This window comes from Pseudomonas sp. P4_C3, assembly GCF_056402075.1.
Map to the genome: position 1 here is coordinate 1 of NZ_JBFUIC010000050.1, position 12,765 is coordinate 12,765.

At 61.0% G+C, this 12,765-nt stretch carries 11 protein-coding genes; 1 reads left to right on the forward strand and 10 read right to left on the reverse strand.

Annotation, left to right across the window (positions count from 1 at the left end; translation table 11 throughout):
• Positions 1-194: 194 nt before the first annotated feature.
• The gene (gene serB / locus AC1DVH_RS11535; protein WP_477753908.1) at positions 195-1,409 is read right to left on the reverse strand and encodes a phosphoserine phosphatase SerB; all 1,215 of its coding nucleotides are present in this window, start codon (positions 1,407-1,409) and stop codon (positions 195-197) included.
• 135 nt (positions 1,410-1,544) lie between these two features.
• On the opposite strand from serB, the gene AC1DVH_RS11540 reads away from it, so the two are divergent.
• Positions 1,545-3,068, forward strand: a complete 1,524-nt coding sequence (locus AC1DVH_RS11540; protein WP_477753909.1) for an AhpA/YtjB family protein — start codon at positions 1,545-1,547, stop codon at positions 3,066-3,068.
• A gap of 251 nt (positions 3,069-3,319) precedes the next feature.
• Here the strand turns inward: AC1DVH_RS11540 and AC1DVH_RS11545 are convergent, their stop codons facing one another.
• The 9 genes from AC1DVH_RS11545 to AC1DVH_RS11585 form a co-directional block, all read right to left on the reverse strand.
• The gene (locus AC1DVH_RS11545) at positions 3,320-4,033 is read right to left on the reverse strand and encodes a PqiC family protein (protein ID WP_477753910.1); all 714 of its coding nucleotides are present in this window, start codon (positions 4,031-4,033) and stop codon (positions 3,320-3,322) included.
• A gap of 175 nt (positions 4,034-4,208) precedes the next feature.
• Positions 4,209-6,476 (reverse strand): DNA topoisomerase IV subunit A, encoded by a 2,268-nt coding sequence (parC, locus tag AC1DVH_RS11550; RefSeq protein WP_477753911.1) that lies wholly within the window; start codon positions 6,474-6,476, stop codon positions 4,209-4,211.
• A 7-nt stretch (positions 6,477-6,483) separates the two neighbouring features.
• Positions 6,484-7,008 carry a retropepsin-like aspartic protease family protein gene (locus AC1DVH_RS11555; RefSeq protein WP_477753912.1) on the reverse strand — a complete coding sequence of 175 codons (525 nt, stop codon included), beginning with the start codon at positions 7,006-7,008 and terminating at the stop codon, positions 6,484-6,486.
• Positions 7,005-7,994 (reverse strand): esterase-like activity of phytase family protein, encoded by a 990-nt coding sequence (locus AC1DVH_RS11560; protein WP_477753913.1) that lies wholly within the window; start codon positions 7,992-7,994, stop codon positions 7,005-7,007. Before AC1DVH_RS11560 ends, AC1DVH_RS11555 begins: the two co-directional genes overlap by 4 nt.
• Positions 7,994-9,898 (reverse strand): DNA topoisomerase IV subunit B, encoded by a 1,905-nt coding sequence (gene parE, locus AC1DVH_RS11565; RefSeq protein WP_477753914.1) that lies wholly within the window; start codon positions 9,896-9,898, stop codon positions 7,994-7,996. The genes AC1DVH_RS11560 and parE overlap by 1 nt, the downstream gene beginning before the upstream one ends.
• 50 nt (positions 9,899-9,948) lie before the next feature.
• Positions 9,949-10,557: a YqiA/YcfP family alpha/beta fold hydrolase gene (locus AC1DVH_RS11570; RefSeq protein ID WP_477753915.1), complete on the reverse strand. Its 609-nt coding sequence runs from the start codon at positions 10,555-10,557 to the stop codon at positions 9,949-9,951.
• A gap of 48 nt (positions 10,558-10,605) precedes the next feature.
• Positions 10,606-11,421 carry a 3',5'-cyclic-AMP phosphodiesterase gene (gene cpdA / locus AC1DVH_RS11575; protein WP_477753916.1) on the reverse strand — a complete coding sequence of 272 codons (816 nt, stop codon included), beginning with the start codon at positions 11,419-11,421 and terminating at the stop codon, positions 10,606-10,608.
• Positions 11,422-11,533: 112 nt separating this feature from the next.
• Positions 11,534-11,986 carry a DUF1249 domain-containing protein gene (locus AC1DVH_RS11580; protein WP_007977461.1) on the reverse strand — a complete coding sequence of 151 codons (453 nt, stop codon included), beginning with the start codon at positions 11,984-11,986 and terminating at the stop codon, positions 11,534-11,536.
• The gene (locus AC1DVH_RS11585; protein WP_008016925.1) at positions 11,977-12,594 is read right to left on the reverse strand and encodes an NUDIX domain-containing protein; all 618 of its coding nucleotides are present in this window, start codon (positions 12,592-12,594) and stop codon (positions 11,977-11,979) included. The genes AC1DVH_RS11580 and AC1DVH_RS11585 overlap by 10 nt, the downstream gene beginning before the upstream one ends.
• Positions 12,595-12,765 lie beyond the last annotated feature (171 nt).

The window sequence follows — 12,765 nt, forward strand, 5'->3', positions numbered from 1 at the left end:
ACAGGCGATTTCGACCCTGGGTCTGGATGGTGTGTTGTACCTGCTGGGCTTCCGCGATCGCGACGGCCAGCTCTAGGCACCACAAATAAATGTGGGAGCGAGCTTGCTCGCGATAGCGGTGTATCAGTCAACGAAGATGTCGACTGACACTATGCAATCGCGAGCAAGCTCGCTCCCACATTTATTTGTGGTGCCTAGAGCTGGCCGTCGCGATCGCGGAAGCCCAGCAGGTACAACACACCATCCAGACCCAGGGTCGAAATCGCCTGTTTGGCCGACTGCTTGACCAGCGGCTTGGCACGGAATGCCACGCCCAACCCGGCAATTGCCAGCATCGGCAGGTCGTTGGCACCGTCGCCGACCGCGATGGTCTGCTCCAAGCGCAAACCTTCCTTGTGCGCCAGTTCCTTCAGCAAATCGGCCTTGCGCTGCGCATCGACAATCGGCTCGACCGCCACGCCGGTGACTTTGCCGTCGACCACTTCCAGTTCGTTGGCAAACACGTAGTCGATACCCAGCTTGGCCTGCAATTGCTTGGCGAAGTAGGTGAAGCCGCCCGACAGAATCGCAGTCTTGTAACCCAGGCGCTTGAGTTCAGCGAACAGGGTTTCGGCGCCTTCGGTCAGGCGCAGCGAGGCACCGATGGAATCCAGCACATTGACGTCCAGACCTTTGAGCAAGGCCAGGCGCTCCTTGAAGCTGGCGCGGAAATCCAGCTCACCGGCCATCGCCCGTTCGGTGATTTCCGCAACCTTGTCACCCACACCGGCCGCCTTGGCCAGTTCATCGATCACTTCGGCTTCGATCAGCGTTGAATCCATATCGAACACCGCCAGGCGACGGTTGCGCCGGAACAGCGAATCTTCCTGGAAGGCGATGTCGACGTTCAGTTCCTGGGCAACGCTGAGGAATTCGGCACGCAGCGCCTGCGGATCAGCCGCCTCGCCACGCACGGAGAACTCGATGCAGCCCTTGCCCTTGTCGGCCGGGGTGTCCAGCGGCATACGTCCGGACAGACGATCGATGTGATCAATGTTCAGGCCATATTTGGCGGTGATCGAACTCACGGCCTGCAACTGCCCGGCTGTCACCTTGCGGGTCAACAGGGTCACGATGTGGCGTTTTTTACCCTGGTTGCCGACCCACTGCTGGTAATCCTCTTCGGACACCGGCGTGAAACGCACCTGTTGATCGAGCTCGTACCCCTTGAACAGGATGTCCTTGAGCACGGACTTGCCTTGTTCGGTGTCGGGAATTTCAACCAGGATGCCGAACGACAAGGTGTCGTGGATCACCGCCTGACCGATGTCGAGAATGTTCACACCACCCTGGGCCAGAACGCCGGTAATGGCCGCAGTCAGACCCGGACGGTCGACTCCCGTGATGTTTATCAGGACGATTTCGCGCAAGGCGCACCCCCGCAGGTGGAAAAAAAACGCATTCTACCCACTTTCAGTGACCATCGGGCACCGTGAGCGCTTTGACGGCCTAGGGCCTGTCGCTATACTGCGCGTCAACTTCACGGACAAAAGAGCCGAGCTCAAGTGAACCGGCCCACGCCAGTAAAAACCGACAACTTCTTCCTGCTGATCTTCCGGGCACTGCGCCACCGCCGTGTACCGATTGCATTGCGCATCGCCAGCCATAACGTGATCCTGGTCGCCCTGGCCCTGGTCATCTATGCCGGTGTGATGGGCTTGCAGTTCAAGCAGGCCATGCACGAGCAGGCGGATGCGCTGGGCGAAAGCCTGACCACGCAGACGGCCACCTCGGCCACCGAGCTGTTGGTGTCCAACGACATCCTCAGCCTCAACGTGCTGCTCAACAACCTGACCAAGAACAAGCTGGTGGCGCATGCAGCCATCTACAGCATGGATAACCGCATCCTTGCCGAAGCCGGTCAGCGCCCCAAACACGGCCTGCTGGGCGAAGCCGAGGGCATCTACCAGAGCAAGATCACTTTTCAGGACGTGACGGCTGGCCAGCTGCGCATCAGCCTGGACATGGATCAGTTCCAGCAGCCGATGACCATCAGCCTGCAAAGCATGGGCATTCTGAGCGCCATCCTGCTGGCCCTGTCTTTGGCCCTGAGCCTGCGCATGGGGCGTTATCTCTCCACGCCGCTGCTGCAATTGCGGGTGTGGCTGCGCAACATCGATGAATACACCCCGGCCACCGACCGCCAGGACGAAATCGGCGACCTGGCGCGTCAGCTGCACGCCAACTTCGCCCCGGAGCCCGCCCCTGTGCCGGAACCGGAACCGGAATTCGACGACATGGATGACGAAGCCGACCCGGCCTTCGAAGTCCGCAACCTGCGCGATCCGAGTTTCGACGAGAGCAGCCCGGTAGCGGCGCTCAAGCCAGCGCCACGGCAGATCGTCAGCACCGTCGAAGACGACGATGATGAAGATGAAGACCCGTTCGCCGACCTGCGCGACGAATCGCTGGGCAGCAACCCGCAACCGGTCATTCGCCAGGCCACACCGAGCGTGCCGCAACACAGCGCGGTGCTGGCAGTGCAGCTGGGCTCCCAGGAACAACTGCGACGCCTGCCGCGGGCACGTCTTGAAGAACTGCTCGAACGCTATCGCGACTGCCTCGATCAGGCCGCGTCGCTGTATCAAGGCGAAGTGGAAACCTTGAACGATGGCAGCACCTTGATGCTGTTCCACACCGAAGACAGCGGCGACGATTACCTGACCAACGCCATTTGCTGTGGCGAGCTGCTGCGGGCTCTGGGCCACCAGTTGCAGATCGAAGTCGCGGACAGCGGCATCACCCTGCAACTGCAGCTGGGCCTGACCCTCGGTGACGAATTGTTCGGCCTGAGCCAGATCGACCTGCTGCTGACCGACCCCGCCCAGGACGCCCTGGCCCTGTCGCAACACAGCCGCAACCTGCTGCTGGTGGAGCGCAAGATCAGTGATGACGCCTTGATCCGCCAGCGCGCACGGATCCGCCCGATTGCCAGCCCTGAGGGCGCGTGCTGCGTGGAACGGTTGATGGAGCCGTATCCATCGATGCTTGAACGGCAACTGGCGCGGATGCATGAGCGCCGCGCTTAAACCTTGACCCCAAGGTGAAGAAGCCCGTAGATGAGCGATCGTCTGCGGGCTTTTTTGTAGCCTGCTCTGGCCTCATCGCGAGCAAGCTCGCTCCCACATTGGTCTCTGTGAATACAATTCTTGCGTACGACCGCGCCCCCTGTGGGAGCGAGCTTGCTCGCGATGAGGCCGGGACAGGCGCTAGATATCTCCAACCTGCAGAAACAACAAAGCCCGCATCAATGCGGGCTTTGTTTCAAATCCATCCAGGCTTAGAAGCGGAACACTTCCATATCCGTCCGGACCGGCGCGGCCATCGGGATTTTCGGCTGCTTTTCCTGTTCTACCGCAGGTGCTGCCGCCTTGGCTGCCGGCTTGCGCGGGACCTCGGCGATCGGCGGCTGATTGGCCAGCGGCTTGAGCGCCACCGACAGCTGCTCGGCCAGGCGTTGCAGCAACACACCCTGAGCCTGGACCTGAGCCGCCGTACTACCGGCATGCTGCTCCTGCAAATGGATGATGCGGTTGTCGCGGACCTGCCCGCGACGGTCGATCAGGCGCCATTGCGCGTCGAGGACCGCCGGTTGTTTTTCACCCGAGTCCAGCCGCGTGATGGTCAGCAGTACCTGAACGTCCGGGGTGAAGCCCACTGTCGCCGGGGCCAGCACCACGCGCTGGCTGTCCAGGCGACCTGCGACCTGACGCAGCAGCAGCTGATCGATATCCGACGAAAGGCTGCCAGCCCAACGACCGTCGGTCGAGGCTTGCAGGCTGCCATCCGGCTGACGCTGCAACAGGGTTTCGCGTTGCAGGTAGTCGGCCACGGTGACCGGCCCCAACAATACCGCCATGCCCGCGTTCTGTGCGGGCTGAACCGGACTACCAGCGTCCAGTTGATACAACGACACCGGTTGGTGAACGCTGCAACCCGCCAGGCCAAGAACGCCGACGAGCAAAAGAATAAAAGGAAGGCGCAGAGCAGTCATCGTCCCATCCAGGTGATCGCTAAAAGGCTGATCACAGTGAAAATACTCAATAAATATGAAGAACGCGCGGCAATGCCGGCGCTTGAAAGGCCATATCATCCGTGAATATGCGTTCCGACTCCAGCGCAAAGCGCCGAACTACGGGTTAAATCGTAGATCGGCGCTTCTAAGTCGCCTAATTGAGGTTTTCGACGAGCAGCGCATCGACCCTCTGGAAGCCACGCGGCAACTTATTGCCACGACGGCCACGTTCACCCTTGTAGTGTTCGAGGTCGTCCGCTTTCAGTGACAAGGTCCGTTTCCCGGCCTGCAACACCAATGTTGCACCGTCCGGCAATACAGCGATGTCCGTCACGAACTCTTCGCGACTGGCCACTCGCTCACCGGGAATCCCGATGATCTTGTTGCCTTTGCCCTTACCTAATTGTGGCAGGTCGCTGATTTTGAAGATCAGCAGGCGACCTTCGGTCGTCACCGACGCCAGCCAGTTCTGCTCACGATCGGCCACTGGGCGCGGCAGCATGACTTTGGCGTTGTTCGGCAGGCTCAGCAGGGCCTTGCCCGCCTTGTTCTTGGCCTGCAGGTCTTCACCCTTGACCACAAAACCGTAGCCGGCGTCGGAGGCTATCACATACAGCGCATCGTCTTCCGGCATCAGCACGCATTCGAAACTCGCTCCCGGCGGTGGCGTCAGGCGACCGGTCAGCGGTTCGCCCTGGCCACGGGCCGACGGCAAGGTGTGGGCGGCCACTGAATAACTGCGGCCGGTGGAGTCGATAAACACCGCGAACTGGTTGGAGCGTCCGGCTGCCAGCGCCTTGAATCCGTCCCCGGCCTTGTAGGAAAGCCCAGTGGCGTCGATTTCGTGGCCTTTGGCGGAGCGAATCCAGCCTTTTTCCGACAAAACGACCGTCACTTTCTCGTTCGGCAGCAGATCGTGCTCGGTCAGGGCCTTGGCTTCGGCGCGCTCGACAATAGGCGACCGACGGTCATCGCCGTAGGTTTCCGCGTCCTTGATCAGTTCGCTGCGCACCAGTTTTTTCAACTTGGCTTCGCTGCTGAGCAGGGCTTGCAGCTTGGCTTGTTCCTTGAGCAGTTCATCCTGCTCGGCACGCAGCTTCATCTCTTCCAGTCGCGCCAACTGGCGCAAACGGGTGTCGAGGATGTATTCGGCCTGGATTTCGCTGAGGGCGAAGCGCTCGATCAGCGCGGCTTTCGGGTGCTCCTCGGTGCGGATGATGTGGATCACTTCATCCAGGTTGAGGTAGGCAATCAACAAACCGTCCAACAGGTGCAGGCGACGCTCGACCTTGTCGAGGCGGAATTGCAGGCGGCGACGCACGGTCTGCACCCGGAACTCCAGCCATTCGACCAGCAGCGCCCGCAGGTTTTTCAGTTGCGGCTTGCCGTCCAGGCCAATGATGTTGACGTTGACCCGGTAGCTCGACTCCAGCTCGGTGCTGGCGAACAGGTGCTGCATCAGCGCATCGTGGTCGAAGTTTTTCCGCGCGCCCGGAATGATCACGATCCGGCACGGGTTTTCGTGGTCGGATTCGTCACGCAAGTCGGCAATTTGCGGCGCCTTGGACGGCTTGGCCTGCATCATCGCGGCGATCTGTTCCAGCACCTTGGCGCCCGAGACCTGGTGCGGCAGTGCGGTGACGATGATGTCGCCGTCTTCAATGTGATACACGGCACGCATGCGCACCGAACCACGACCGGTTTCGTAGATCTTCAGCAGGTCGGCGCGCGGGGTGATGATTTCCGCTTCGGTCGGGTAGTCCGGGCCCTGGATGTGTTCGCAGAGCTGTTCGACCGTGGCCTTGGGCTCATCGAGCAAACGCACGCACGCCGTGGCGACTTCCCGCAGGTTGTGCGGCGGAACGTCGGTGGCCATGCCCACGGCGATACCGGTGGTGCCGTTGAGCAGAATGTTCGGCAGACGGGCCGGCAAGACCAGCGGTTCGTCGAGGGTACCGTCGAAGTTCGGGCCCCAATCAGCCGTGCCCTGGCCCAGTTCGCTGAGCAGCACTTCGGAATAACGCGACAACCGCGCTTCGGTGTAACGCATGGCGGCGAAGGACTTGGGATCATCCGGCGCACCCCAGTTGCCCTGGCCGTCGACCAGCGTGTAGCGATAGCTGAACGGCTGGGCCATCAGCACCATGGCTTCGTAGCAGGCCGAATCGCCGTGAGGGTGGAACTTGCCGAGCACGTCACCGACGGTACGCGCCGACTTCTTGTGCTTGGAATCGGCGTCCAGCCCCAACTCGCTCATCGCATAAATAATGCGGCGCTGTACCGGTTTCAGACCGTCGCCGATATGCGGCAGGGCACGGTCCATGATCACGTACATGGAGTAGTTGAGGTAGGCATTTTCGGTGAAGTCAGCCAGCGAGCGGCGTTCTACACCGTCCAGGCTGAGATCAAGGGAGTCGCTCATGCGGGCCTCATCGGTTCGTTGTCTGGCGCAGCAGCATGGTGCCACCGCGCTGGGTAAATTCAAGTTTGTTCAGTGCGCTCATGCCGAGCAACACCTGATCGCCATGCAGCCCCGGGGCCACCAGTGCGCGTACATCCCGCAGCACGATGTCGCCCAGTTGCAGGCGTTCGATACGGGTGCGATAGCCCTGGCTCAGGCCATTGGCCGTGCTCAGGGTCACGCCGAATCCTTCTTCGAGCTTCAATCGCCTGGCCAGATCCAGAGGGATCGATACATCGGTCGCCCCGGTATCGAGCATGAAGTCCACCGGCTGACCGTTGATCTGACCGCTGGCGACAAAATGCCCCTGCACATTGCTGGCCAGTTTCACCTCAATGAAACCTTCGCCCTGCTCCGAACTGACCACCACATTCGGATTTTGCTGACGCGCTTCCCACTGGCCGAAAAACCGCGTGGCCAGAAACAGCGCCGCACACCAGGCCAGCACCATGAACACCCGGCCGATGCGCTGCCCTGGGGTTTGTTGTCTCACGGCTTGGCACTCCAGCCACCTTCCGGTGCAGCGAAGCGCCAGACCACCGGACGGACTTCGCCATCGGCACGCGCGCCAAAATTGTTGTCGACACCGACCCAGGCGCCATCGGCATCCACGATCAACGCTTCTTCCAGTCCGTAGCTCTGTGGATAACGACGGTTTTCCTGCAACAACTCGGCGGCGTACGACCAGCAGCGCTCGACCTTGGCCGTCTGCGGATCCCGGCGGCAGATCTGGTAGGCGTTGCGTTCAAGGATGAACAGCTTGCCGTTGAACAGTGACAGGTCAGAGAAGTCCCGCGGCACGGCTTTGGCATGGGGAAACTGCTCGGGCTGCATTTCCATGCCCGCCTCGCTCAGCAGCACGCAACCACCGTCGCAATCCCACAGGGTCTGTTTGCGCTTGATCATCAGCAGTCCGCGGCCTTGCCGCTCGGCGGCGAACCACAACTGATCGCCTGCCGGATTGACCGCCAGCCCTTCGAACAACGCATTGAACTGCAACAGCAGGCCTCTGGCCCGTGCCTCGCGAACCAGCATCGGCGAGATCTTCAGCCAGGCGGCGGGCCCCGTTGGCGGCACTTGCAAGACAGCAGCATGGCCTTCGCTGACGATGTAGCGATTGCCGGCGCTGTCGCAGGTGATGCCTTCAAAGTCCAGATCACCGCCACGCACGAAAGAAGCCCCCCAGACGCGAGACTTCAGCCCCCAGGGCAAGCCGCTGTCAGGCACTGGCGGTGCGTTGATGTGCACCGTTTCAGCCTGCCAGACAGATTCGCTGGTATCCATGCGGTAGATCTGATTATCGTCGCGGTCGGAAACCGCCCACAGATCATTGCCGCACTGCGCCAGCCCGGACAGGTTGCCGCCGCGCATGCCGTCGACGACATGTTCAGACAACAGGCGCAACTGTGGCGCCGGCTCGGCGGATACCATGTTCGACGTCAGCAGCAACCCACAGGCCAGGGCAAAGCCCAGGCGCATCAGCCCAGAACCTCGGCCAGGTTGCCCTTGGACTCCAGCCAGGTCTTACGGTCACCGGCGCGCTTCTTCGCCAGCAGCATGTCCATCATTTCCGAGGTCGCCTCGAAATCTTCCAGGGTCAACTGCACCAGACGCCGGGTGTTCGGGTCCATGGTGGTCTCACGCAGCTGCGGCGGGTTCATTTCACCCAGGCCCTTGAATCGGGTGACCTGCGGCTTGCCGCGCTTCTTCTCGGCCACCAGGCGATCGAGGATGCCATCGCGTTCGGCTTCATCGAGGGCGTAGTAGATCTCTTTGCCCAGATCGATGCGGTACAACGGCGGCATCGCGACGTAGACGTGACCGGCATCCACCAATGGGCGGAAATGCTGGACGAACAAGGCGCACAGCAAGGTCGCGATGTGCAGACCGTCGGAGTCGGCGTCGGCGAGGATGCAGATCTTGCCGTAGCGCAGCTGGCTGATGTCCGCCGCGCCCGGATCGACACCGATGGCCACGGCAATGTTGTGCACTTCCTGGCTGGCCAGCACTTCGCTGCCGTCGACTTCCCAGGTGTTGAGGATCTTGCCGCGCAATGGCAGGATCGCCTGGAATTCCTTGTCCCGCGCTTGCTTGGCGGAACCGCCGGCGGAATCACCTTCCACCAGGAACAGTTCGGAACGCATCGGGTCTTGCCCGGCACAATCAGCCAACTTGCCTGGCAGCGCCGGGCCTTGGGTAATGCGTTTGCGCTCGACCTTCTTGCTGGCCTTGAGGCGACGGCCGGCGTTGTTGATCGCCAGTTCCGCCAGCAGCATGCCGGTTTCCGGGTTGGCATTGAGCCACAGGCTGAACGCATCCTTGACCACACCGGAGACGAACGCCGCCGCTTCACGAGAAGACAGCCGCTCCTTGGTCTGGCCGGAGAATTGCGGTTCCTGCATCTTCATCGACAGCACGAAGGCAATGCGCTCCCAGACGTCTTCCGGCGCCAGCTTCACGCCACGCGGCAGCAGGCTGCGGAATTCGCAGAATTCACGCATGGCGTCGAGCAGGCCTTGACGCAAACCGTTGACGTGGGTGCCGCCCTGGGCTGTCGGGATCAGGTTGACGTAGCTTTCCTGGACCGCGTCGCCACCTTCGGGCAGCCACAGCAGCGCCCAATCCACCGCTTCTTTATTACCGGCCAGGCTACCGCAGAACGGCTCGTCCGGCAGGCGCTCGAATTCGCTGACCGCATCCACCAGGTAGGAACGCAGGCCGTCTTCGTAATGCCATTCGACTTTCTCGCCGGTGGCCTTGTCTTCAAAACTGACCAGCAGCCCCGGGCACAACACGGCCTTGGCCTTGAGCACGTGCTTGAGGCGACTGATGGAGAATTTCGGGGAGTCGAAGTATTTCGGATCCGGTGCGAAGAACACGCTGGTGCCGGTGTTGCGCTTGCCGACCGTACCGACGATTTCCAGCTCGGTGGCCTTGTAGCCATCCTTGAAGGTCATCTGGTATTCGTTGCCTTCACGTTTTACACGCACCCGCACTTCGGTGGACAAGGCGTTGACCACGGAAATACCCACACCGTGCAGACCGCCGGAGAACTGGTAGTTCTTGTTGGAAAACTTGCCACCGGCATGCAGCTTGGTGAGGATCAACTCGACGCCCGAAACACCTTCCTCGGGGTGAATGTCCACCGGCATGCCACGGCCGTCGTCGCTGACTTCCAGGGAGTGGTCGGCATGCAGGATCACTTGCACCGATGTGGCATGCCCGGCCAAGGCTTCGTCGACACTGTTGTCGATGACTTCCTGGGCAAGGTGGTTCGGCCGACTGGTGTCGGTGTACATGCCGGGGCGCTTGCGCACCGGGTCGAGGCCCGAGAGGACTTCGATGGCGTCTGCGTTATAAGAGCTAGCGCTGGGAGTGGCCATGGGGTCTCGTCGTCAGTGTTCGGTGAAAAAAGAATTCATGGGGCTATCGCTCACAATGCGCTGAAATCGATTGCCTGATACAAATCGGCGCCAATGCCGGCAAAACTCAGCATGGCCGGCAGTTGCGTGGCAAAACCCTGGAAACTGTGGTCGCCGCCGGCCTGAATGCGCAAGGCACAGGCCCGGTAATACTGCTGGGCGAGGCGATAGTCCAGCGTTTCGTCCCCGGTCTGCAACCATACCTGATAACGCTGCGGCTCCTGGGGCACCGGCACTTCCAGTTCGGCCAGGGCCGCCACGTGGTCGTGGGTCATTTCCCAGGTCTCTTCGGTATACAGGTTTTTCTGTGTCCCCAGAAAGCCGTCGAACATCCGGTGCGGGCTGACGGCAGGGTTGATCAACAGGGCTTTCAAGCCAAGGCGCTCGGCCAAGTGAGTGGCATAGTAGCCGCCGAGCGAGCTGCCGACCAGCAGTGGCCGCCCCAGCTCGGCAATCGCCTGCTCCAGTTGAGCAATAGCCTGGCGCGGGTGATGGTGCAACGCTGGAACGCGCAAGTGTTCGCTCAGGCCCAAGCGCTCCATCACGTCGATCAACTGGCAGGCCTTCTTCGACAACGGCGAGCTGTTGAAGCCGTGGACATAAAGGATCGAACCGGACATTTGAGTTCCCTGTGCGTCGGCTAAAAGAGGCGGAGTTTACTGGATTTATCAGTAGCCGTTGGAACCGTAATCCACAGTGAAATCGAACCCGGTGACCCGCTCCACCCCGGTTTCCAGCCGCCCGTCGGGCAGCAGTCGCAACCAGCGATAGCCCGGTGCCTGTTCGCCGACCTTGAAATCCTCGCTGCCCGGTTCGAACTGGATGCAAGTCGAGGGCGAGGCGATCAGACGCACGCCGTTACGTAATTGATCGATTTCCTGGTGCACATGTCCCCACAGCACGGCACGCACTTGTGGAAAACGATCCAGCACTTCAAAAAACGCCTCGGGATTGCGCAGACCGATAGGCTCCATCCACGCGCAACCAATCGAAACCGGGTGATGGTGGAAGCACACCAGATGATGACGCTCCGGCGCTTCGCTCAACGCGCGGGCGAGCAGCTGCAACTGTTCATCCTCCAAATAACCCGGCACCGAGCCTGGCACGGCCGAATCAAGCAACGTGACCCGCCAGTTGCCGATATCCACCACCGGTTCGAGCAAAGCACTCTGCACCGCGGCCTCGGCCATGATCTGCGGCTCATCGTGATTACCGGGAATCCAGCGCGCCGGCGCATCGAGCTGGCGCGTCATGTCACGAAATTGCCGGTAGGACTCCAGCGTCCCGTCCTGGGACAGATCACCCGTTGCCAGGATCAAGTCAATCTGCGGCTGTTGCGCGCGCACCAGTTCGATGACCTTCTGCAGGCTGTCGCGGGTATTCATGCCCAGCAACGCGCCGTCCGCTTCGGCAAACAGATGGCTGTCGGAGAGTTGCACCAGCAACGCCGGATCGGCGGTGGTCAATGTGGATACGCTCGGCAAGGCGTTCTCCCAGGGCGTGATCACGGGGATGGGTAAGTGCCGCAATTATGCTGGGGGACGATCGAAAGGGGAAACCTGTGAACCTGACATAGTTCACAACTGCGCTTCACAACTAACGTACTACTTCGTATTCATGCCCCAGCGCCAGGCAATGGCTCAGCCATTCGCCCAGAAACATGTTCAACTGGGCCTTTTCGTCCGGCTGGTGCATTGAGGCGTTCGGGTAAGGATAGATGCCGCGAAAGCGTCGTGCATGTTCGGCGCTGACCACTTCGGCCATGCGCGCGTCGTGATAGACCTGCACTTCCAGTTGCGGCACCGGCAGCCAGGGCAGGCTGTGTTCCTGACGCACTTGCAGGGTCGTGGTGTAAGGACAGGTCAGCAGCACTTCCAGCGCCAGTACGCCGAGCATCTGGTCGCCATGGGTCACGGCGATACGCCGCGCGGCAGGCTCGCTGCGCATGTCCGGCAGCAGTCGCATCAGGCGTGCGTAGTTCGCCTCGCAGGACGCTTGCAGCCCCACCAGGTCCACCCGATAGCGATCGCGCAGCTTGTTTACGACCATAACCCCCTCACTTCAACGCGGTTCAAAGCCAGCCATTGCAAGGCAATGATGCTCGCCGCGTTGGCAATACGTCCATCGCGTACGGCTTGCAGGGCATCTTCGAAAGCCCAGACCGTGACGCGAATATCTTCTGCCTCTTCCTCCAGCCCATGCAGGCCGCCAACCCCGGTAGTGTCGCAACGCCCCAGGTACAGATGCACGAATTCGTTGCTGCCGCCCGGCGATGGAAAGTATTTGAGCATCGGCCAGAGCGCCCCGATTACCAGCCCAGCTTCCTCCTGCGCTTCGCGGTGAGCAACTGCTTCCGGCACTTCATCCTTGTCGATCAGACCAGCGACCAGTTCGATCAGCCACGGATTGTCGGTCTTGCCCATGGCACCGACGCGAAACTGCTCGATCAGCACCACTTCATCGCGCTGCGGATCGTATGGCAGCATGCAGACCGCGTCATGGCGAACGAACACTTCACGATTGATCTCGCGGCTCATGCCCCCGGCGAATAATTCGTGGCGCAAGTGCACGCGTTCGAGTTTGTAGAAGCCCTCGTAGCACTTTTCGCGCCGCACGATATCAACGGCGGTCGGAATGGCGTTGGCAAAATCCGTCATGACAATCCTCTTTTACTGCAAATCCTGTTCGAGGCTGCTTTTTTTCCTGGGCCTCGACTTCGCGCCATCCTAACGCGCCCGTGACGTTTGATGCAGCCCCTTTCCCGTCAGCGGGATGGACGGTGAGGGCGAAACCCACTCTAATTAGCTTAGTGGCGAACTGACTGCTTT

Bases quoted from the DNA above. Each gene is read 5' to 3' on its own strand.
- AC1DVH_RS11570 (WP_477753915.1), bottom strand. From the start codon at position 10,557: ATGTCCGGTTCGATCCTTTATGTCCACGGCTTCAACAGCTCGCCGTTG.
- AC1DVH_RS11585 (WP_008016925.1), bottom strand. From the start codon at position 12,594: ATGACGGATTTTGCCAACGCCATTCCGACCGCCGTTGATATCGTGCGG.
- parC (WP_477753911.1), bottom strand. From the start codon at position 6,476: ATGAGCGACTCCCTTGATCTCAGCCTGGACGGTGTAGAACGCCGCTCG.
- AC1DVH_RS11545 (WP_477753910.1), bottom strand. From the start codon at position 4,033: ATGACTGCTCTGCGCCTTCCTTTTATTCTTTTGCTCGTCGGCGTTCTT.
- AC1DVH_RS11580 (WP_007977461.1), bottom strand. From the start codon at position 11,986: ATGGTCGTAAACAAGCTGCGCGATCGCTATCGGGTGGACCTGGTGGGG.
- AC1DVH_RS11560 (WP_477753913.1), bottom strand. From the start codon at position 7,994: ATGCGCCTGGGCTTTGCCCTGGCCTGTGGGTTGCTGCTGACGTCGAAC.
- parE (WP_477753914.1), bottom strand. From the start codon at position 9,898: ATGGCCACTCCCAGCGCTAGCTCTTATAACGCAGACGCCATCGAAGTC.